This is a genomic window from Alteromonas sp. AO-Serp, from assembly GCF_017849675.1.
Lineage (GTDB): Bacteria > Pseudomonadota > Gammaproteobacteria > Enterobacterales > Alteromonadaceae > Alteromonas > Alteromonas macleodii.
The window spans coordinates 1-22,358 of sequence record NZ_JAFLMX010000002.1 but is presented as its reverse complement, the minus strand read 5'-3'; the positions used below and the strand labels follow the sequence as shown (position 1 = coordinate 22,358).

Sequence of the window (22,358 nt, the reverse complement as noted above, 5' to 3'; positions counted from 1 at the left end):
GATTCAATTCCTTATAAAGCATGCCGAACGTGTTCTCACTTGAATGGCGCTCATGAAGATACCACGGAATTTTGCCAGACGGTTTACGCTGTTGACGATGAGGACTATGCCCAGAATTATACACCAGCAGACAGAAACGAGTATGAATACAGAACGGCGAGCATCTATCTGCCAAAAGCTGAATTTCTTTTCACTGCATTGAAGTCATCTGGCGTAGATCCACATAAAAATGCTTATTTTGATTACGGTGCAGGTTCGGGTTACTTTGTTGCGGCATTGCTTAAACTAGGCCTTAACAATGTTTCAGGTTCAGATGTTTCTAAGTCACAGGTCGATATGGCAAATCGCCTTTTCCCGTCACCGCGACTTACGTGTCACGATATCAACGATAACCATGAATCTCTGGCCACAACCAAATCTCAAGTTGTGTCAATGATTGGTGTGCTAGAGCACCTTCAGTCGCCAAGGAAAGCCTTGCAGCGTCTGAATGAAAATCCACACGTTGAGTATATCTTTATTTCTGTACCCACATTCAGCTTGTCAGTTTATCTTGAAATGCTTGATGACAATGTTTTTCATCGTCAGTTACATGGTGGGCATACCCACTTATACACTGAAGATTCTCTTTCTTATATGTGCAGCGAGTTTAATTTTGAGGTCATCGGACAATGGTGGTTTGGTACAGACCTTGTAGACCTCTACCGACAGCTACACATTAACTTGGAGACAAACAACGTATCTTCATACATTAAAAAAGATTTTAACAAACGTTTTCTGACTTTTCTCGACAGCGCACAGCTGGAACTAGATAAGCAGAAAGAGTCATCAGAAGTTCACATGCTATTAAGAAAAAAAAATGCCTGACATTCTGACTGTGATACCTGCTCGCTCGGGAAGCAAATCGCTACCTCACAAAAATATCAAATTACTTGAAGGAAAACCTCTGCTTGCCTACTCAATAGAGTACGCTAAGCGATGTGCACTGGTGTCAAAGACAGTGGTTTCAACAGATAGCGAAGAGTATGCAGATATTGCGAGGCAATACGGCGCCAGCGTTCCTTTTTTACGGCCGCCTGAATACGCTAGAGACAGCAGCACCGACTTTGAATTTATGAAGCACGCCTTTGACTTTCATCGTTCTCATAATGAGCATTATGATCTACTCGTTTTGCTTAGACCGACTTCTCCCCTGCGCCCCAAAGGCTTGATCGAAAGGGGCGTCTCGATTCTTTGCGAAAACCCTTCTGCCACCTCCGTCCGCTCTGTAGCTCCCGTAACGGAGCATCCTTATAGAGTGTGGAGCAAGAGAAAAGACGGAAGTATTGAAAGCTTTGTTAGCCATGAAAAAGAGCCTTATAATTTGCCAAGACAAAAACTACCCGAACTATTGTTTCAAACTGGCGATATAGAAATTGTTAGAGCAAGTACACTTTTAACTGGCTCGGTGAGCGGTGACAACGTATACCCTTTGATCATAGCGCACGACGATATGGTAGATATTGATTCTGAATCAGACTTTAAAGAAGCAAAGAGAAGAATGCTATGAAGATTTTGATATGTGGCATGGGCTCGATAGGCGTTCGCCACTTTAGAAACTTACAGACGCTTGGCGTTACCGACATCATTTTTTATAGCACTCGAAAAAGTACCTTTCCCCAAGTAGAGGAAATCATGCAAGGAGCGCAAGTTTTTGATTCTCTTCACGACGCGCTAGCTGAAATGCCTGACATTTGCATGATCACCAACCCTACTTCACTGCACGTCCGCACAGCCATTGAAGCTGCTAAGCATGGATGCCATTTATATATTGAGAAGCCTATTTCTCATACACTAGAGGGCCTAGAGGAGCTTAATCGGCTAATTGAGATGCACAACTTGATTTCGTTCGTTACGTATCAGTTTAGATTTCATCCGCATATCAAATTACTGTGCGAATTAGTAAAACAAAAAGATGTTTATGGCGATGTGATATGGGCAAGGGCTGAATGGTCTGAATATTTACCGGATTGGCATCCATGGGAAGATTATACTAAAGGATACAGCGCACGCAGTGAACTAGGCGGAGGAGTGCTAAGAACACAAATACATCCGTTGAACTATTTGTCTTTTATTTTAGGTGAGATAAGCGAATTGTCGGTTCACTGCCAAGCAAGCGGACATCTAGGTATTGATGTGGACGACCTCGCTGACATTCACCTGAGCTTTGAAAACAATGTTACTGCAAACGTTCATGTTGATTACCTGCAAAAGCCCAGAGTACATACGCTTACCGTAGTAACTAACAAAGGAAGGTTTGCCTGGGACTGCCACGCTAACGAACTATTTTTCATTGATCATGCTGCGAAGAAAACGCATTTTCCGAATGAAAATTTTGAAAGAAATGACATGTTTGTTTCGATGCTAGAGCATTTTCTACATTGCGTAGAAACGGGCAAACAAAGTGCCTTTACTGTAAAAGAAGCGACTAGCGAGCTCTCTAAACTGCTAAATGCAGTCAAAAGCTAACAATTGCCACGGGGGTATTCCCCCCGACTGAAACGCTGAATCAAACACAAACTGTCGTTTTGTGATTACTAAAAGGCACTAACAATATACATACCAAGCAATTTTAACGAGCCTACACGTTAAACGAATCAATTCTTACTAAAGTAATGACCTAGCGGATGAGTTTCACCCGTTTTGACCTCAACCACTGGTAACCCCTTAATCAAAGAGCGGCGCTGCACTCCAGACTTGAACGTTAATTTGCCACCCCTGTCGCGTGATTCTCTCATTTTTGACTCTACATAACTTTCTGATGGGGAGAGCGCACGCAAACTTCCCAAACGGTCGTTACGTACAAAAAAGAGATTATTTCCAGCGCTATTAGAGCCCACTAATTCGTAACCTTTTTCTTTACCTAAATAATGCAGAGCTGCAATAGAAGCGCCATAGTACAAATTAGAGTAATGTGCCTCGTTACGCTGAAATGAAGACGAATACGGTACAGACACTGCAGCCTTCCCTCCAAATACGCTATTATACTCAACTACAACCATGATAGGATTAACGGCTTCAATAGCTTGCCAAATCCAAAAATCATTGCCATCAACATCGATACTGAGCAAGCCTATTTCCCCTTCAAACCCTTCGCTTGCGATCAAATCGTTAATATTTTCTTTATCGATCCACGCTTTTTTTGCAGTTAAGTCATGACGCCAGTAAAAGTCTTGCTTCTTGATGCTTTCTATATTCATTGCATCACCATCCATCACTAGCCCTTTCCAGTTATTATTAACTAACAAAAAGCGTGTATTAGATTCGAGGTAATTCTCTACGCCAAACTCTACAAAAGTTTTCTCATGCTCATTTTGTATAACGCGTTGTTGCAAATACTGAATGATGCCATCTTCACCAAATTGCGAAAAAACCTTAAATTCCACATCATGCAAAGAGCTCATCTCAATGCCTTTATTAGCATTTGCAAGTGCGCGGCCCTGAAGCACAAATAGATCATTGAGACGTTTATGTATAGAGCCTGCTATGTTTGCTTGCGAAGTACTTTCCTGCTTCTTCTCTTTTTTTTCATTTGTCATTGTCTTTACTTCCTAACAGTGTATCGTCATACAGATGTTCTAGCGCGTTCAAATAACCGTCTGCAAAGCGTTTTTGCGATAGCTCTAAATTTCTATAACTTGCGCTATCGTTAATGCTGTGTTCTAAGATTTCACCCTTTGCCTCATACATCTGTTCAAGCAAGACCCCCAACGTATTAGCATCGTTAGGCTCAAAGTAATGTGCTCGGGCGCCACATTGCTCTCTATGAACTGGAATGTCGGATAGAATCATTCGCTTACCGAAAACCTTCGCCTCTTCAACTGTTGTGCTCCACCCCTCGAAAAAAGAAGGATTGATAACCGCAATTGCTCCTGCCATGAGAGACATAACTTCATCACGTGATACAAGTCCAAGCACCACAAACTTGTCCTGAAGATTGTACTCTTCAATGAAACTTTGTAATTCAGAAAAGTGCGAGGCATTGCGGTGGTCGCTTGTGTACCCTGTAGCAACAACTTTGATATCTGATGACACTTTTTTTAACGCTTCAAGTACCACTTTATGGTTTTTGTGAATCCAAAATTGGTTCGGTAGATAAAAGTATCCACGATCAGCTAACGACTGTTTTTTCGCAGATTCAAGCGTGCGCCGCGCTATGTCAAAATCTGCCAATGTAATGTTAGGTGAAAACTGTACAACATGTGTTTTGGTTTGTTTGTATTCAGGGAAAAAACATTTGAAGTCTTGAGCAGCTGAATGACTGCTTAGCAGTAAATGACCTGACCGTTCGGCAGCCATAGCAATGAGCCGGTTTCTATTACGCAATTCATCCTCAGAAAAAAGGTGTGGCAAATGGCAATGTTGGAAATCTGGCATCCAATACATAGCTGGGGGAGTGAGCCGTACACCTGGCGATGTATGCGTTAATACAGTGAGTTTGAACTTACGCGCATAGTAGGCTATACGAATGTCAGTCTGAAAATACTTGCACAATTTGCTTATTCGAGGTGATGAAGCAGTCAAGTGATCACACTGGACTACTTGAATCTTCTTTGTGTAACTCTTGGGAAAGAGGTCGCTTCTGTTGGTCAAACAAAAAAAGCGATAATGATCGGGCGCAAACTTATCTAACGCCCCTAAAAGACTCAGAAAGTAGTTCTTTCCCCCTAGCCATGCATCCCCCCGGATAACTACAGGTATCCCGACCCTAATCATTTATCTACCTCTTTAAACCATGATATGTAGCGCTTCAACCCGTCTTCAAATGGCGTTTTTGAATGTAGCAGCTCTCTGTTTAACTCATTATTCGCCGCCACCAAGTCGCGAGGATCACCTTTTCTATCTTCACTTGTCATAAAAAGTGGATTATTTTCATATCCTGCTAACGATAGAATTAAGCTAATTGCAGAGGAGATACTTAACGGCTCTCCTGTACCCACGTTAAGTATTTGCTTGCTACTACACCATTGACACTGTGCCAGCGTTAACAGTGACTGGACAAAATCCTCAATGTACATCCAATCTCTTAACTGAGCTCCTGTACCAGAGAATCTAAACTCTCCTTTTTCGGCCTTACTCAGAACGTCCCAAAAAAGCTGTTTTCTCAAGCCTGGCCCGTACAAGGAAAACGGTCTAACGATCTTCACTTGAAGATCATAAGTTACAGAATAAAAAACAAGCATTTCTTCTGCTAACTTTTTATGAAAACCATACGGAGAAATAGGCGCAAGCTCAGTGCTTACAGAGGTACTACTGCTAGCATTCTTACCGTATACAGCTGCACTAGAAACATAAATTAACCTACTACTTTGCCATTCATCTTTCATTTTATTAAGAAGAGCATTGAGATTTGGTAATGTCTTGGCAAAGTCGCTAGACGGTGAAGCTATCGAATCTGCCACAGATGCGCCGCCTGCCACATGAAATATCACATCTGGCTTTTCGCACTTATCAAGAAGACTCTCATTAATATCACCGGACAAGTCAGATAATGAATTACTGCGAACCGTCCTTTTCACGCTATAGTTTCGGGCGTTAAGTTCGTTGTATAAATGTGTACCAACAAACCCTTCGCCACCTAGAATGAGAAATTTTTGCAGCATTTTGTCTCCTGTTCTTTGACTACTGCGTGGCGTATGAGAACTCATAAATGTATCTCACTTACAGTGCTCGCCAACTTACAACTTCTGCATTAGTAATACTGCGCCGTATAGATTCAGCGATTGCCTCTTCATGCGCGCCTTCAACACAGTTAACGATAATATCTAACGGTAACTGACTGAGCATATCTAACGATTTTATGGGAACGTCTTTGATAGATGACGTGGCCTGTCTATCTGAGGTGACAAAGCATTGAATATTCCCACCAGCGCTTTTCAGTGCGTTTGCAATTATTATGGACAGTTGCCTAGTACCGAAGACAGCGATATTTTTGCCTTGGTAATCACTGAACGCATGTTCTTTACACACTAGCTGTTCTAATAAAAATTTCAAATCTTGAACATTTCTGTCTAGCTGATGTTGGTTGTCTTTCACTCCATCCTCAAGCAACAGAGCAACTGCTTGAGACTCTTTTTTCAGCAACGTTCTATTTGAACTCAGCGAGCTACTCCCTCCTTGTCGAAAATTGGCAGAAACAATATCAAGGCATTTGCCGCTGTATCGCCGCATAGCAGTCTTCATAAAAAAACTGTCAGCGTAAAGTGTGAAGCATTCACTGAAAGGGCCTATTTTCTCGAATAGGCTTTTGCGACAAAAGAACCCTTGATGACAAACATTTGTTCCCTCTTTTTCACTAGCATGTGTAAGCCAAGTTTCTCCCGTATTGTCGTCGAAGCAACGTACTCGTGTTGAAACATAATCAATATCGCGATTAGAAAACTCAACAAGGACCTTCGCTAAATTAGATGTCCCATTCAACGTATCGTCTGCACCAAGAAAATAGACAACGTCGCCCTCCGCCATTTCCACGCCGCGATTAAAAGCGTGATATATTCCTCTATCAGGGCTTGAGTAAATTTTTTTGACGTGCGGATAAGATGCAGCAGTAGCCAGCGTATTATTTGTAGAACCACCATCTACAATGATATGCTCAATGTCATCAATGATATCTTGGTTCGCTACACTTTTTAAGCACGCATCAAACAAATCATCACAGTTATAAGTTGCAGTTATTATTGATAATTTCACTATTTTCTCACAAATTACACTACTGTACTTAGGCTAAGCTAGAACATAGAAATCATGCCCCTCTTTTTTCCCCAACGAGGAAAGGAGGCTCGTTATTTCAGATCGAACGGGTTGCGCTGCTACAATCAAAGCTTTAGGCGCCGTTTGAGACAAGTAACGCTCAAGCGATATTATCGGCACCTTCGTTTCAGACACAACTACGTCAGAGGTTTCGCCATCTTTTTTGTCCACAAAGGCAACGATCTCCCTGTCTAGCAAATGCGCGTGCCTCACAAAAGATCTCGCTAGCTTTCCTGCACCATATACGTAAACCTGCTTTCCCTGTGTACATGCAATTAAGCGCTCACTTTTCTCTTCTATCACTGCAATAAGGCCTTCATCGAAGTCATTTTGAGAGAGGCTCATTGTGGTAGAGGAGTCACTTATACGCATCTTCACAAGGGACTTTTCTAGACAGTCGAACTTGAATCCTTGGTTAAGCAACCGTAAAAATAAAACGTAATCTTCAAATATTCTCAAGCGAGGATAGCGAACACGCTTTAGCACTGCTGTTTTAGCAAAATAAGTAGTATGTGGAAAACAAGGCCACTGCCGAAGAGAGGCATTTATATCGTCAGGGCTGGCAATATCGTTTATGGCGCGCTCCTTCTCAGTTTTGAAAACAGTGAACCGGGAAGAGTTAGCAACACTATCGGTATCAGCGAAATAATTTAAGTGACATTTAACGATATCAGCCTCGCGGCTTTCAATGAACCTAAGTTGCTCCTCAAACCTATTAGGTTCGCTTATGTCATCAGCATCAACTTTCGCGATATAAGGTGTGGTTACCAGATCTAACGCATCATCTAGCCGATATCCAACACCTTTATTCTCCTTATAGGTGATGAACTTAATTCTAGGGTCTGAGAAACCTTCGACTTTAAGTTTAGTGTTATCCGTTGAACCATCGTCAACGATGAGAAACTCGAAATTTGGATAAGTTTGAGATAAAACTGAGTCGATTGTTTCTTCTACCCACTTAGATGCGTTGAAAGTAGTCATCAATGCGGTGACTTTATTTACCATCTACTAGGCTTCCAATTGAGAAACAAGCATGTCGTTTACCGCATCAACTCTCTGAAGATACTCCTCTTGAGATATTGACTCTTTTCTGAAGTCTTTCACTTTTACCCTAGGAATGAAAATAAGACGGTCACCACTTAAAAGTAAAAGATCTTCGCTTCGCAAAGCATTTTGACTAAGAACGAGAAAATCTGGCCCCGCATAACAAAAATAATGCTTGCTCAGAGAAATAAATTTGTCGAAATAGTCATGCTCCAACGAGGGATGAAAACTGACTTTTTGCAGCAAAATTACATTCTTCAGCCCACTAGAAAAAGCAACCAAGGAAGTTTCAAACAAGGTGAGTGGATTATTCTGATAGGGCACCCCAAGATCGTTAAAATCTCCGCGCGCTAATAATGTAAGACCACGAAATGAAAGTTTGACATCACCGACATTCTCCAGCCAAACGATATTACATGTGTTTTCGCCATCATCTAAAGACTGCGCTTTTTCATCAACCCAGTTAATTAAAATCTGCGTTGCATTTTGAGCATTCTGTAACGCTAACTCCGTCAGTTTTGTTTTTGGTTCGAAGGCAATATTTTGATGTTGAACAGAAAGAGGCTGCGTATTCCATTTATCAATTAGAACATTGTTTCGTCTTAGGCTTGTATGCGGTGAAACAGCGTCGAACTGAAATTGAGAATGTTCTAAAAGCTTTATTGAATCTGCTATAAATGCTTGCCAAACCTCTTTCAAAGCATTGCCCGTTTCAATTACGACGCTTTCATCCATAACATTCAGAAGCTTACTAAAAATGCTGTTAACGTAGTTGAAAGTTCCATTAAAGTAATAGAAAACTAAGCTTTTCTTCCGAAGCAACGACGAGACGATAAACTCCCTCTGCTCGTGAATTAACTCTTCAATATCTAATTTTGACGATAATGACTCAGTGAATAAATTGTTCAGCGCATTGAGCTCTTCGATTAAAGACGATGGCTTATACTTAGCTTCGAATTTTGACATTAAAGTAGAGTTTTCAGCTGCAGAAAAAATATTGTTAAAAATTTCTTCTTTTGCCCGCTCTTTTTGAGCAGAGGTAGCAACGATAAGAACGTTTTCAGCGCTTAGCGTGTCTGCTCCATTTATATATGCGCCATTGCTTAAATTATAGATATAGGAATTTTTGCTCGCAAAGTTCTGCTCCAAAACCTTTGCTGAAACTTTAAATTCGTATTTAGTTTTAACCCACGGCTTAAAGTTACCTTTTACAACCAATGATATTTGATGATTTGACGCATAATTGTAAAGCTCTTTTCCTTCACTATCGTAATAGCCGGAAGACTTTGAATGGTGGTAATCGTCACTTGCAAAGCCTAAATCCGTGCCCAACAAATAGATATCTTGAAAACCTATCGTGGTAAACAGGTCTGCCGTGAAGTTCAAAACGGTAGGATAAGAGAAGTTTAATAGCTCGAAAGGATGCGACTTATGAATCTCAGTGAGTGAAACCGTTGATGCCTCGCCTTGTTTAAACGCCAATAGTGTATTTTTGAACAAGTTTGCTGAGTCGGGATGAATGCCATTGCAGCTCAGTAACGTAATGCGCTTGAGGTAATCAGCATCATTGATTCGGGACAACCAATCAAACGTTGAACGGTTTGTTTCAATTTCTGCGTGAAAATCTGGGGTCAAACCGTTTTTGTAAAGCGCGTACAGTGCAGTCCCGCATGAAACGATTATTGCTCTATCTTGCTCAGTTTTAAGTGTTTCAATTAACCCATCTAAAGAAGGCCCGTTACCTACTATAAAAACAGGTACATTTAGCGTTAGAGAAGTTAATCGGCGCTTTGCATCAGCCAGTAAAAAGGGTACGGAATTCTTCAGTGCCCATCGAGTGTGAGCAATGCCATACAGTGCATTATCGAAATAGTCCCCCATGGCAATCATAACGAGAAGCTGTTCGCGTAATTGGGCAACTGCATCAGTAAGCATCTCATTAACATAGCTCTGATAGAAAAATGTATTTGCCAATACATAAGGGCCAACAGACTGAAATTGAATCAATAAATCATTGGTGAGGTTTGAGCCATCGTCACCTATGTTTAAGTAAAGGCGCTTTTTTCCATCATCAAACGAAGAAATGATATTTGCCCAGTCAATGGCAAATAATGAGGCGTAAAAGAAATCTCGATTTGGCTCGCAAATAAATAACATACCAATATCGTGTTCTTTTACTAAGTCGTTAAGCCCATAACCACTGCCAATGCCAAACTGGATGATAGACTTGACCTGGGTGGGTAACGCACTTTGCTTCTCCTGCACATCTTTTAGTACAGATTCGCACTCTTCGACAAGCTGGTAGTGCAAATACCCTTTTAACTTCTTTCCTTTATAGCTTAAAAGTAGACCGTCTTTGTTCGGCTTCGATGCAAAGGATTTAAAATTTGTTTTCGCGTCAACAATTGGCGCGCTGGAAAACAATGCATTGGTTGACTTGTGATAAAGATATACCTCCCCATCCACGTTAGCGCTTGGCGACCACTGCTGAGGCTCATAATTTACAAACTCTTCGTATAAATTCGGAAAGTACTCTTTTAGAGCGACGAGATTATTGTTCTTTCGTTCTTCATCTAAATTTGAAGAACGTAATTCCTTGTCATCTTTCAGCCTCGCCCACTGATGAAGGTAACTCTCGCTAATAGAAGTAGTGTTACGAGCAGGTAACCACGACTGTAGTTCATGCCAATCTGATGTCATTAATTTACTTTCGAGGCTATTGAACACCGGGTTATGCAAGTGTTTATAAAAATCTAGTCTATCAACTCCAATATGCTTTTTAAGCTCCAACATATCTTTAGCGAAGTTTGCGCCGTCAGAACCAATTTGAAGGTACAAGGCAATGCTTCGTTCTTTTGCGATATTGAGCAATTCTCTCCAATTGAGACTAGACAGCGAACACACAAAATAGTCAATATTAGGCTCATAGACCACTATATGTTGATAGCGGCCCTCTCTAATCAAATTCTCAATGTGGTAACCTAACCCCAGCCCCATAACAACCATCGCAGAAACAGATTTCTCATTATCACTAGATAATGAAATGGGAGCCGTGCGAGCGATGTATGCATTGTAGTGAGAGAGAACTTCTTGCTTTGGATGCTCACCATACAACACCTGCCCGGTGTTGTAGTTAATAATATTCAGCTCACCAAATTTATTACACAGCAAGGTAGATACTGACGAATCATGTTTCTTAATTAGGTCTGCAAGGGTTGGAATAAACCGCTCAAATGCACTAATACTGAGTCGATAGTTATCCCTAATCTCTTGCGCAAGCGCTCGCTCAATATTTTGCTGCTGTCGCTCATCTTCATGAACGTGAAACTGAATCTGCTGTAACATGGTTATTTATATTTCTTAACGGCTGCGCGGCCTCTGGAAAATTTGACCGCTTCTTTTTTAGCATTATCAAGCAAACCTTGCGCCAGCTCTTCAAGCTTTTGATTTATCGTCATTTCTTTTTGTGCAAACGACGATTTTTCATCACCCTCAAGGCGGGACAGCGCTCGAACAACGACTTTATGGCGTATTTGGGAAAGGTACCGAAATCGTTCAGTGGAAAAGGTGTCACTGGACGATGATAAACAAGCAGCTAACTCAGCGTTAACTGCTTGGAGGAATAAGGGAGTTTCGCTGTGATTTAATATCGAGTTTTTCAAATAGCTTGTCGGTTCTGACGCTGGGCTTCATACGCTTCCTGTTTGGCTTCCTCAGGAATCTGTACCCACGCATCTCGGATTGGTGTTAATAGGCTAGACACTTCATCTAACATATTCAAGTCGTTATTAAAATGTGCGTCATTTAAGCGCTCAATCATATAGTTATACAATGCGAACATATTTTCGGCGACTTCACCGCCCACATCTAAATCGAGCGTATCCCGCAAATGCATGATAATCGCACTTGCCTTGGAAATGTAATCCGCTTTGATCACCAATTCCTTACGCTCCATCGCACCTTTAGCATACGCAATTCGGTCGAGAGCCCCCTGTAACAGCATCAAAGTAAGCTTATGCGGATCAGCATTTGCTACGTCCTGTTTCAGATTACCCTTGCGATAGGCATTTATACCTTTGAGTGACATAAAAACTCCAACTCTACTTTAGTTACAACGACGCTAACAGCGCTGAACCAGTCTGATTTAACTGCGCAACGGTTTGGTCGAGGTTCAAATATTTATCTCGAAGTATCTCTTCGTAATTCAGCATACGTAACTCAAGCGTCTCGCGCTGATCGTATAAATCTTCGCGGTCGTCTTTCGCCGCACGCTCTCTTAAGCTAATTAGTCCACTGTAAGAGGTGTATTCTTTAGAAAACTCATACAACCGAGTAGCAATACCCTCATCTGGGTCAGTGAACAATTTAGCGATTTCATCAAAGCTATCTTCTAGTGCATCTTCAAGTCGGTCTTCGCCAGTCCCTAAGCCAAAATCAGTCGAGCCAATTTCGAGCTTGCCATCATCGTCGAACTCTATACCGATTTGGAAAAGTCCACCTAGTGCAGAAGAGCTCACATTATCCCCAACAATAGAAGCTAAGCCGCTTTGAATACCGCGCAACAAAGAATCACCTGCCAATGCGCCGTCTTCTTCTAGTTCAGACTCACCGTATCGAGTTAATGTTTTGATTTCATCAATCAGAGCATTGTAGTTATCGACAAAGTCTCTGATCTTTTTATCTAAGCCTTCTTTGTCATAACCGATGCTAAGTTTTGTCGCTAAAAAGTCGCCCGCAGCATCCTTCGGGGAAACTTCATTAACCTCAAAAGAGACGTTCTGAATTGTATTTTCGAACTCGTTCGAGCTACTTTGAACTTCAATGCCATCAATATAGGCGATGGCGTTTCTCGCGCTTTCTATATTTGCTGCACTGATATTGTTGGTGCCGCCGGTCGTCGATAAACGATCTAGCTCAGCAGCCCCAGTATCATTAGTGATAACCAAGTCGTTGCCATCGCCAGTCTCGCTAGAGGAGAAGACTAATCGAGGGCCTGCGCCAGTTCCGGTATCAATAATGTTTGCGGTAACACCAAAGTTTTCGTCGGAATTATTTATTTTTTCGCGTAACGCGGTAAGTGACATACCAGCGGTAACATCTATGGTGAAGCTTTTACTTCCGCCTACGTCAAAGGTCAATGAACCGGTACCAGAAGTAAGCACAGGGTCACTGCTCGAAGTGAATGCGCCGGCATCGGTAGTTATTCGGCTTCCAGCTGCAAGCTGTTCGACGACAACTTCGTAACTGCCTCGCAATGCGGAGTTTGACGCTTCTGCAGATAGAACATCATTGTCTTCAGAAGGATTGGTGATGGTGGGCTCTCGACCATTAATACCGTTATCACTGCGCAATTCATCGACGGCATCTTTAAAGTCAGACAGCTTAGATTTAATTTGTCCTAGGCCAGAAATTTCAGCCTCTATACGCTCTTCCTTCGCGTTTAAACGTTCCTCTTTAGGCTGACGTTCTGCAGTTAGAAGCTGTTGTACAAGATCGTCGAGTGCCAGGCCTGAGCCCACACCTAGAGACTGAATTGTCATACTTTACCTCGTTAAACCTGATTGTTGATAAACACTCCTACACTGTTCCCAACATCCTGTTGCAACTCTTGAATGCGTTCAGCAAGTTTCAATACTTCTTCTGAAGGTATTTGCCTAATGACATCGCCAGATTGTGAATCTTTTACCGTTACCACCGAGCGATTTGTTTCTTCGTCAATAGTAAATGCTAAATCTCGATTCTGAACCTTAAGGAATGATTCAACTTTGGCGACAGCTTCATCTAACTGTGCACCGTTCCTCTCTACATTTTTGTTATCGGCTTGCTGACCAGAAGCTTGAGCGTTATTTTGTTCGTCAACATTTGTACCTGAAAACTGAGCCTGCTTAGCTTGATTAGCAAGTTGACTTTGTTCTCCAGTTTGCTGCCCATTGCGATTTGCATTCAGTTCAGAAACCGAAGGCGCTTCATTTCGCACTGGTGCCAATGGCGTAGTCGATGCAAAACCTTGGCCACTTTGGGTATTTTGAATTTCCACTTAATACCTCCTAACTGAAACGACAAAACGGGCCTTGCACACAAAGCACAAGCACCCGTTACATCTCAACTAAGGTAACTAATTAAAGTATAGCTTATCCAAGCAAAGACAGCGCAGTTTGTGGACGCTGATTCGCCTGACTGAGAACAGAAACAGATGCCTGCTGGATAATCTGGTTTCTAGTTAGCTCAGCAGTTTCTGTCGCAAAATCTGTATCACGGATTTGTGAGCGAGCAGAAGACAGATTTTCGCTAATATTACTTAAGTTACGAATAGTAGACTGGAAGCGGTTTTGAAGTGCACCAAGGTCCGCACGCACAGCCCCAATACCAGAGATAGCTGCGTCGATATCACTTAGCAAAGACGACGCGCCCGCCGCAGTAGATACATCGTTGGTGGTGATTCCAAGGCCTGTTGCGCTAAAACCACTGATAGAACCTAAATTAGTAGACGATAAGTTTACTGAGATAGTTTGGCCAGCGTTGGCACCAACAAGAAACTTCGCTGAGAAGTTACCATCCAATATATTAACGTTACCAAACTGAGTGTCAGTAGCGATTCGTGAAATCTCAGTACGTAGTGCTGATACTTCTTTTTGAAGTGCTTGACGGTCGGCCGAGCTGTTTATGCCATTTTGCGATTGAACTGCAAGTGTACGGATACGCTGTAAGCTTGTAGTTACTTCGCTTAGGGCACCTTCAGCTGTTTGAGATAAAGAAATAGCATCGTTCGCGTTACGAACGGCTTGGTTCAAACCTTGAACCTGAGACGTTAGACGATCTGAGATCTGCAAGCCCGCAGCATCATCTGCTGCGCTATTGATGCGGAATCCCGATGATAGTCTTTCAAAAGACGTGTTTAAGCGATCATTTACGTCAAAAAGCTGACGTTGTGCATTGATCGATGACACATTAGTATTTACAAATAAAGACATTAGATTACCTCCTAGGGATTCAATGGCCGATGTGGTATCATCAAATCCTTCCAGTTCAAATTAGCTGGGTCACTACTCCCAACTAACTCCTCTCTTAAAAGTAAAGTAAATTACCCCTCAACAATAGGTATCGGCAAAGTCTTTAGGTTCTTTAGCTTTTTTTCCAAATTTTTTTAGCAACCTCAAAAAAAACAACTCAAACCATTGATTAATAAAAGAAATAAAAAAGAAAAAATTAAAAAATAAAGGCAGAAACTTGCTTTTACGCTCAGCTTTCCATTGAAGACATGGATTAAATTTTTAATCACACACAGTCTCTCACTACGTAAGAATTGCGTAACGCAAAAAGGAGAATCGAACGGTAAGTTGTCGTCGAATTTTTGAGTTATGCCTATATGCCTAGGAAACGCTGTAAAGCTGGCACAGGATATGCTTTGTTTAATATGAACGAAATGTCTTGCTCAGCGTTTTGTTTGAAATTGGTGGGATGTTTCGGTAAAAATAAAAAAAGGCCGAGACAAATTAATCTCGGCCAATTTGCTCACGTTAGGAGATTGAGCAAATTCAGTTTCTGTCGGCTGGCAGGTATTTAGTAGGATAAACTGGCCTCTCAACCAACACTTCTACACTCTCAGTCCTGTTAGTCGACGCTTTCTTCAAGGGGCGGCCTTACCGGCCGCTTTCCTTTCACTAGGGGATGGCCTCTCAACTCCTTCCCAATTAAGCGTCTAAGTTCAGCGTATTGATAATTAACCTAACAGAGATAATGCAGCTTGTGGGCGCTGGTTAGCCTGAGCAAGAATGGTAGTGCTCGCCTGCTGTAAAATCTGGTTACGGCTTAATTCTGCCGTCTCAGTGGCAAAGTCAGCGTCTTTAATACGCGATCTTGCCGCCGACACGTTTTCAGAGATGTTGCTCAAGTTACGAATGGTAGACTGAAAACGATTTTGCAATGCACCTAAGTCTGCTCTTAACCCACCCACAGCAGAAATTGCTGAATCAACTGCGGTTAATAGGCGAGAAGCTCCCTGCTCAGTTAAAACGTTGTCGGCCAAGATGCCCAAACCAGTAGCACTGAAGCCATTTACGCCCGCTCGTGCTAGAGCAGCAGTAGATAGGTTTACCGAAATCGTTTGACCCGCATTTGCACCTACCAAGAATTTTGCTGAGAAATCCCCCGATAAAATGTTCACACCCGCAAACTGTGTAGTTGTCGAGATTCTCGAAATTTCAGTGCGTAGCGCCGACACTTCTTTTTGTAGAGCTACACGGTCAGCAGAGCTGTTAATACCGTTTTGAGACTGAATAGCAAGCGTACGAATACGCTGAAGAGCTGTTGTCGTTTCTTGCATTGCACCTTCAGCTGTTTGTGCTAATGAAATGCCGTCGTTCGCATTTCTTACCGCTTGATTCAAACCTTGAACTTGCGAAGTCATACGGTCTGTAATCTGTAGACCAGCCGCATCGTCCGCAGCGCTATTAATTCTGAAACCAGACGATAGGCGCTCAAAGGCGGTGCTTAGATTGTTGCCGGTGGTAAATAATTGACGTTGTGCATTTAATGATGACACGTTGGTATTAACAAATAGACTCATGGGTCTCTCCTAACAGTTTCGAGTATTGCGCTATTGCTTTTATTATCTGCGCGATTGTTCTAAATATTTGGCATAGCCTGTGCTTTGTGTAAGGTGTCAGTGTTAATCTGACGTTTCATTGGCACACTACCAATGAAACTTGCTAAAGAGAGAATTTCATTCTCTTTGCTGGCCGGTGGGTTTGATGTTCCAGACCTCAAACCTCTCACTACCTCCTGGCTTCATTCTCGCCGGTTAGCAGCTCCACACCATTCAACAAACCTTTCTTTATATCGCCTTAAACAAAAATTACTTTAGAAAAACTAATTATTTTATTTTAAGACAATCAAAGCACTGATTTTCCTAACTTTAATATTCAAGATGACTAAGCAAACTTGAAAACAAAACACTTTTATTTGGATGTTTATTATTGTTTTCATCCATCAGAGGAAACAAACTAACTTTATCTCCCCTTTGTAATAGTTATCGTCCACTTATCAATTTTACTTTAGAAGTTTTTTGATAAATTTTGACGAGCAATAAGAGAACAAGAAATACCGCAATTAAATCAAAACTTTAGACAAGTCAGACAGTGGTGATTTTTTGGAAAGAGAAGAACTATAAGGAAAGTTTTTCAAAGGTGAAAAGGTATCAGGTAGCTGTCATATAACAGGAGGGTTAGCTAAAGGAAATAGAAGAGAATAAATAAAAAGGCTGGTCACGAGGCGACCAGCCTTTCATGTGCGTGGACTAGAGCACTACCTCCTGGCTCCACTATTTAATCATTAACCTAGAAGCTGCAACGCTGCCTGTGGACGCTGATTAGCCTGAGAAAGTACAGTTGTACTCGCCTGCTGGATAATCTGATTACGCGTTAGGTTAGCGGTTTCAGTTGCAAAGTCAGTATCTTTAATTTGAGAACGTGCTGCAGAAACGTTTTCTGAGATGTTACTCAAGTTTCGAATTGTTGACTGGAAGCGGTTTTGAAGCGCACCTAAGTCAGCACGTAGTCCACCGATCGCTGAAATAGCGGTGTCGATATTAGCCAGCATTGAAGAAGCATTATCACTAGTTAATACGTCAGAGCCAGTAATCCCCAAACCAGTCGCACTGAAGCCATTAACACCAGCACGTGCCAATGTAGGGCTAGATAGGTTTACAGAAATTGTCTGACCTGCGTTTGCGCCTACTAGGAATTTCGCAGAGAAATCACCCGATAGGATGTTAACGCCGGCAAATTGGGTAGTCGTAGAGATACGTGAAATCTCAGTACGTAGTGCAGACACTTCTTTTTGCAGCGCTACACGGTCAGCAGAGCTGTTGATACCGTTTTGCGATTGAATGGCAAGTGTACGAATACGCTGTAGTGCAGTCGTAGTTTCAGAAAGTGCACCTTCAGCAGTTTGCGACAGTGAAATCGCATCGTTTGCGTTACGTACAGCTTGGTTAAGTCCTTGGACTTGTGAAGTCATTCGGTCGGTAATCTGTAGACCTGCGGCATCATCAGCAGCGCTGTTGATACGGAAGCCTGAAGAAAGGCGTTCAAACGACGTGCTCAAAGAATTACTAACATCAAATAGCTGACGCTGGGCATTCAATGAGGATACATTGGTATTAACGAACATAGACATAAAGTCTCTCCTACACTCTCAGTCCAGCGTTTGCTGGCAGTCGGCCTAACCGACATTTTTGTTTTAGTAGTCATCAAGACCTGAGGGGTAATTGATGAACTGGCTCTCTCAGAAACTGTATCGACACTAATTAGATTCCCTTTAGAAAAAATTACGATTTTTGCCGATAAGCGGTAAGATATTGCCGCGCAATAAAACTAAAGCACCGCATAACTAAAGGATTTTTAAGGAAGATTTGACGTGAAAAAAAGTTTGAAGCTACTGGATATAAAACGTGTATCAAAGTCTGCGGCGCATTGCGCTTTCACTGATTTGATTGAAAATCCGTTCGACAAAAGTCGTAAAACATTGATGTGTTGCTACCGACAAGCTACTAATCATGTTAGTGCTGACGGTGTGCTTATTGTATTAACTATTGATAAAGCTTCATTTCAAATTCGCCACAGAGTAATTATTCGAGAGAGTAATGCCGACTTACGAGATCCTAAGTTCTCACACGATGGTTCTCGCCTCATGCTCACTTCCTATGCAAAGACATACCTTGATAATGGCAAAATGGTCACAAAAATGATGACTTATTTCACTACTACGGGCCTATCTTGGTCAGGAGCTAATAGACATGGTAAGAGCGGATGGTGGCTGTGGAACCATACTTGGCATAATTCAGACGCGTATGGCTTTGCATATAATCGACCATCAAATACGCTTTCGCTTTATAAGGGTGATCCAACGCGGACAATGCAATTGCATAAGGCAGAAGCGTTTAGCTTAGATAAACACAAAAAGGGCTATCCCAACGAAAGTACTATTCTATTTAATTCTAACGGCGATGCTTTTGCCTTTCTTAGGCGTGATGCCGATACATTCAGCGCACAATTTGGTACGTCAAAACCGCCTTATACCAAATGGAGCTGGCATGATTTGGGTATTTATATTGGCGGCCCTGCTGCTGTGGCGTTAGGTGAAAGCCTGTATATTGTTGCAGGAAGACATGTCGACTGGGACTCTCGCCAATTTACGACCAAAATATGGCTCTTTGATAGCGTAACTAAAACACTTACTGAGCTTAATACACTGCCAAGTAATGGTGATACCAGCTACCCTGGCCTAGTGATAGAAAACGATACGCTTTATATGTCCTATTATTCTTGCCATATCGACAATCAAGCAAGAGTCTACATGGCATGTTTTTCTGGCGTAAAAGCTTTAACGACAAAAACCGCTTAGATGTAATTAAATAAAGATAAATTCGTAACTTGAGGGAATGTAGCAAGCGCAGCGCTTAATGCCGTTTCCTGCTTTGCGAATTCTGTTGACGCTTCAGCATAATCAACATCTTGAATTGATGAGCGCTGTGCCTTGGCTGCAATTTCCATGTCTAAATTGCTTTCATAGGTACTTTCAGCAATATTTAATCGACTTCCCAGAGAGGCTCGTTCGAGAGAAAGCTTTTCAAGGCCATTGTCTAATCCGACAAGTGCGTCAGCTATCGACTCTTGCAGAGCAGAATTGTCTATAGTGGAGTCCATTAAGATAGTTTGGATTTCATGAATGGACTGCGCCATACTTTTTTTCTCTGGTGCATCAAACGATAAGTCTATGCTGTCTCCCGGTGCAGCAGTAGCGTTAAATTCCATTCCTTTTATAGTGAAAGGCTGACCAGAGGTATAGGAAACTGAATCGACAACGGTGCCAGTTCCTTGATTAACGAGCTCAGCCTGTCCCGTAGCAAGAAAGTTTATGCGATAATCGTTGTTCGCCGCATTTACCGGATCGTAATTTTTATCGAAAAAGGTATCGAACGTTCCCTGTTGCTTTACAGATGCATTATTAATCGTTGCTGTACTACTAGGGTCGACTGAAAATTTAAAGCGTGAGAGCACATTTTCAAACACTTCGTATCCATTGCTTGTTGACTGAATTTTAGAGCTATTTGAGAGCTGAACAAAGCTTACGCCAGGGTCACCAGCAAAGGTGATCGCATTCCCGCTTGCTGCAGGATTGTACTCAAAAGCTTGATTGCCCGATTGGTAGCCCGCATACAAATAGTTGCCATCAGCATCTTGTGTATTCATCAGATCAAACACTTCAAGTTTTATTTGCTCTAGCTCCGCGCCAATTGCGCGTTTATCAGGATCATCTAAAATTCCATTTCCAGCTTGGACTATAAGCGTTCGCGCACGGTTTATTGATTCGGTAATATTCGTCAATACCGCTTCCTGCTGTTCAAGCGAACCTGTTACTAGATCATTGTTGCGCTGAAATTGGGTTAGCTCATCGATTTCTTCGGTTAAACGTAATACTTTTGCCGCACCAACGGGGTCGTCACTCGGAGTGATAATGCGTTTTCCAGAAGCTAGCTGCTCTTGAGTCTTTGCCAAATCGCCCTGATTTTGCATAATCGAGCGCATGTTTTGATCATAAATTTGATTCGTTGATATACGCATAACTCACCTACCTTGCTGACTGCAAAATGGTATTAAACAATTCTTGCGCCGTAGACAAAATTCGCGCTGCGGCAGCATAGCTTTGTTGATACTTTATTAAATTTGCGGCTTCTTCGTCTAAGCTAACGCCAGAGACAGACTCAAACCAATTCTGCGATTGAACCTTCATGGCTTCCGCTGAAGCAAGTGTTACTTTTGCCATCGAGGCATCTTCACCAATTCGGCCAACCATAGATGCATAAGCATCTTGGAAGGTACGTGGTGTATTCGTTGCCTCACTGCTTACTTGCACGGTATTTTCGTTTTGAATAGCCGCTAAATTAAGCGCATTACTGTTATCGTTAAAGCCATCTGTATTATAGCTGATCGAGAAACTATCCCCAGCTTTTGGCACGCCATCCAAGCTCAAATCAAAGCCTGGATCTGGGCTTATTCCCGCTTGACTAATGAGGTTGGTTAAATCAGTTGTGCCAGTTACTGTAGCTAAAACATTACCGCTTCCATCTACAACGTCGTATGTATCTGCGGCCGTAAAGTTAATTTGAGCTGGCGCTGAATTTAACAGCCCACCCGCTCCGTCAAAAGCAGAAGCGCCGACTTCTGTGTTAGATACCGTAACGTCAATGACATTTGCGCTTCCCAAATTTGTATTATTTGCTCCTGCTCTCACCGGGCTTGCAAACGCTAAATCTTCAGGGCGATTTGTCTCTAGTGTAATCTTAGACGCGATATCTTTAGTTGGCTGAATGAGAAACTCATTACCCACGGTATAGGGATCGGTTCCTGAGAAATCAACTTCAATACCACCGGGCAATTCATTAAACCCAGCTGTAACCGCGTAATTGGAATAGATAATATCATTGCCAGAAGCGTCTTTTTTCGGTGTGCCATCTGCATTTAATAGCGTAATTTCTATTTGGCTAGGCACGCCCGCAGTTACTGCCGTAACCTCAATTTTGTAGTCAGCATCCGTTAGCTCTGCACCTTTACCTTCGGTAATTTGTGCAGTTACAACATAGTCACCATTGGTATCGCTATATGCTAATCCGCGAAACGAAGGTATATCGAAAATATTGCTACCAAGTTGGCCGTCTAAGTCCATCCCCAATTTATTTTGCGTATTCATTGCATCGGCGAATGCTACTGATAGCTGACCAACATCCCGCATTGCAGGGCCTAAAATTTCGTTTCTGTACCCGAATAAACCGCCAAGTGCGCCACCTAAATCATCTTCTACGATACGTATTGAGGCATCAGCTTTTGTCTGTGAGCCAAAGTTTGTTTCTAGTTTAAGCTGCTTGAACGTTAAGTCAGCATTGGTATTCAGTTCAAATAAATTAAATGCGCCATTTTCTAATACCAATGACTCACCAGAAGTCAGGTTAATTGTTACCGCTCCATTTTGCGTGGTGCTTTCTTTAACTGTTATTCCCATGATTGAAGCGAGCTCGTCTATCGCTTGATCTCTCTCATTAAGCAATGCGCTAGGCTGGTCGCTGGTATTGTTACCATTGGCAATAACAATATTGCGGTTTAGATCGCCAATGTTGCCAATCAAGGTGTTCGCCCGGTTCACCATCGACGTGAACTCTAGGTTTAATTCTTCTTCTTTCTCCAACATATAATCAGACAGTGTCTTCATTCGTTGGTACAAAGACTCAGATTTCCCTAACACTTGGTCGCGAGACGCCAGGTTAGTAGGATCGTCAGCAGCTGTTTGCAACGCGGCGAAGTACTCGCTCAATCCTTGGGAGATTGAGTTAGCCTCACTCGCTAGTAGATTGTCAATGGCCGCTGTTTTACTAGAGAATGCCTCAAGCTCGCCGACAGAAGTAATGTCCCTGCGCAATTGATTTTGAGCAAATACGTTGATGATACGTTCGGTATTGCCGATCTCTACACCGA

The 22,358-nt window shown here is 42.2% G+C and carries 19 protein-coding genes; 4 read left to right on the top strand and 15 right to left on the bottom strand.

What is annotated here, in order from left to right:
• Positions 1 to 39: 39 nt before the first annotated feature.
• Genes QVA83_RS00195 through QVA83_RS00185 form a run of 3 tightly spaced genes read left to right on the top strand, consistent with a single transcriptional unit; the run spans position 40 to position 2,505 of the window.
• Positions 40 to 864 (top strand): class I SAM-dependent methyltransferase, encoded by an 825-nt coding sequence (locus QVA83_RS00195; RefSeq protein ID WP_197040336.1) that lies wholly within the window; start codon positions 40 to 42, stop codon positions 862 to 864.
• A complete protein-coding gene (locus QVA83_RS00190; protein ID WP_156078016.1) occupies positions 857 to 1,546 on the top strand; it encodes an acylneuraminate cytidylyltransferase family protein in 690 nt (229 codons plus the stop codon). Before QVA83_RS00195 ends, QVA83_RS00190 begins: the two co-directional genes overlap by 8 nt.
• Positions 1,543 to 2,505: a Gfo/Idh/MocA family protein gene (locus tag QVA83_RS00185; RefSeq protein ID WP_156078015.1), complete on the top strand. Its 963-nt coding sequence runs from the start codon at positions 1,543 to 1,545 to the stop codon at positions 2,503 to 2,505. The genes QVA83_RS00190 and QVA83_RS00185 overlap by 4 nt, the downstream gene beginning before the upstream one ends.
• A gap of 128 nt (positions 2,506 to 2,633) precedes the next feature.
• Here QVA83_RS00185 and QVA83_RS00180 read toward each other — a convergent pair whose 3' ends face one another.
• The 13 genes from QVA83_RS00180 to QVA83_RS00120 form a co-directional block, all read right to left on the bottom strand.
• The gene (locus QVA83_RS00180) at positions 2,634 to 3,575 is read right to left on the bottom strand and encodes a hypothetical protein (RefSeq protein WP_014997617.1); all 942 of its coding nucleotides are present in this window, start codon (positions 3,573 to 3,575) and stop codon (positions 2,634 to 2,636) included.
• Positions 3,565 to 4,530 (bottom strand): glycosyltransferase, encoded by a 966-nt coding sequence (locus tag QVA83_RS00175; RefSeq protein WP_197044023.1) that lies wholly within the window; start codon positions 4,528 to 4,530, stop codon positions 3,565 to 3,567. The genes QVA83_RS00180 and QVA83_RS00175 overlap by 11 nt, the downstream gene beginning before the upstream one ends.
• A gap of 218 nt (positions 4,531 to 4,748) precedes the next feature.
• Complete coding sequence (locus tag QVA83_RS00170) at positions 4,749 to 5,639, bottom strand: NAD-dependent epimerase/dehydratase family protein (RefSeq protein ID WP_197040334.1); 891 nt, start codon at positions 5,637 to 5,639, stop codon at positions 4,749 to 4,751.
• Positions 5,640 to 5,697: 58 nt separating this feature from the next.
• Positions 5,698 to 6,726, bottom strand: coding sequence for a glycosyltransferase (locus tag QVA83_RS00165; protein WP_156078012.1), 1,029 nt, complete (start codon positions 6,724 to 6,726; stop codon positions 5,698 to 5,700).
• A gap of 33 nt (positions 6,727 to 6,759) precedes the next feature.
• Positions 6,760 to 7,791 carry a glycosyltransferase family 2 protein gene (locus tag QVA83_RS00160; protein WP_014997613.1) on the bottom strand — a complete coding sequence of 344 codons (1,032 nt, stop codon included), beginning with the start codon at positions 7,789 to 7,791 and terminating at the stop codon, positions 6,760 to 6,762.
• Positions 7,792 to 7,794: 3 nt separating this feature from the next.
• Positions 7,795 to 11,175, bottom strand: coding sequence for a motility associated factor glycosyltransferase family protein (locus tag QVA83_RS00155; RefSeq protein WP_156078011.1), 3,381 nt, complete (start codon positions 11,173 to 11,175; stop codon positions 7,795 to 7,797).
• Between the two features lie 2 nt (positions 11,176 to 11,177).
• The gene (locus QVA83_RS00150) at positions 11,178 to 11,492 is read right to left on the bottom strand and encodes a hypothetical protein (RefSeq protein WP_156078010.1); all 315 of its coding nucleotides are present in this window, start codon (positions 11,490 to 11,492) and stop codon (positions 11,178 to 11,180) included.
• Positions 11,489 to 11,917 carry a flagellar export chaperone FliS gene (fliS, locus tag QVA83_RS00145; protein WP_014997611.1) on the bottom strand — a complete coding sequence of 143 codons (429 nt, stop codon included), beginning with the start codon at positions 11,915 to 11,917 and terminating at the stop codon, positions 11,489 to 11,491. The genes QVA83_RS00150 and fliS overlap by 4 nt, the downstream gene beginning before the upstream one ends.
• Before the next feature lie 22 nt (positions 11,918 to 11,939).
• Positions 11,940 to 13,370, bottom strand: coding sequence for a flagellar filament capping protein FliD (fliD, locus tag QVA83_RS00140; protein ID WP_156078009.1), 1,431 nt, complete (start codon positions 13,368 to 13,370; stop codon positions 11,940 to 11,942).
• Positions 13,371 to 13,381: 11 nt separating this feature from the next.
• The gene (locus QVA83_RS00135) at positions 13,382 to 13,867 is read right to left on the bottom strand and encodes a flagellar protein FlaG (RefSeq protein WP_069943885.1); all 486 of its coding nucleotides are present in this window, start codon (positions 13,865 to 13,867) and stop codon (positions 13,382 to 13,384) included.
• Positions 13,868 to 13,961: 94 nt separating this feature from the next.
• Positions 13,962 to 14,801: a flagellin N-terminal helical domain-containing protein gene (locus tag QVA83_RS00130; RefSeq protein ID WP_039234167.1), complete on the bottom strand. Its 840-nt coding sequence runs from the start codon at positions 14,799 to 14,801 to the stop codon at positions 13,962 to 13,964.
• Between the two features lie 749 nt (positions 14,802 to 15,550).
• Positions 15,551 to 16,396 carry a flagellin N-terminal helical domain-containing protein gene (locus QVA83_RS00125; protein WP_014978570.1) on the bottom strand — a complete coding sequence of 282 codons (846 nt, stop codon included), beginning with the start codon at positions 16,394 to 16,396 and terminating at the stop codon, positions 15,551 to 15,553.
• A 764-nt stretch (positions 16,397 to 17,160) separates the two neighbouring features.
• Positions 17,161 to 18,006: a flagellin N-terminal helical domain-containing protein gene (locus QVA83_RS00120; protein WP_014978569.1), complete on the bottom strand. Its 846-nt coding sequence runs from the start codon at positions 18,004 to 18,006 to the stop codon at positions 17,161 to 17,163.
• A 240-nt stretch (positions 18,007 to 18,246) separates the two neighbouring features.
• Between QVA83_RS00120 and QVA83_RS00115 the strand changes: the two genes are divergently transcribed.
• On the top strand, positions 18,247 to 19,233 hold the full coding sequence (locus QVA83_RS00115; RefSeq protein ID WP_069943884.1) for a Kelch repeat-containing protein: 987 nt from the start codon (positions 18,247 to 18,249) through the stop codon (positions 19,231 to 19,233).
• On the opposite strand, the gene flgL is transcribed toward QVA83_RS00115, so the two are convergent.
• A complete protein-coding gene (gene flgL, locus QVA83_RS00110; RefSeq protein WP_014978567.1) occupies positions 19,230 to 20,453 on the bottom strand; it encodes a flagellar hook-associated protein FlgL in 1,224 nt (407 codons plus the stop codon). The genes QVA83_RS00115 and flgL overlap by 4 nt on opposite strands.
• 7 nt (positions 20,454 to 20,460) lie before the next feature.
• Positions 20,461 to 22,358, bottom strand: a 1,898-nt coding sequence (locus tag QVA83_RS00105) for a FlgK family flagellar hook-associated protein (RefSeq protein ID WP_287497988.1), incomplete at its 5' end; no start/stop codon positions are given.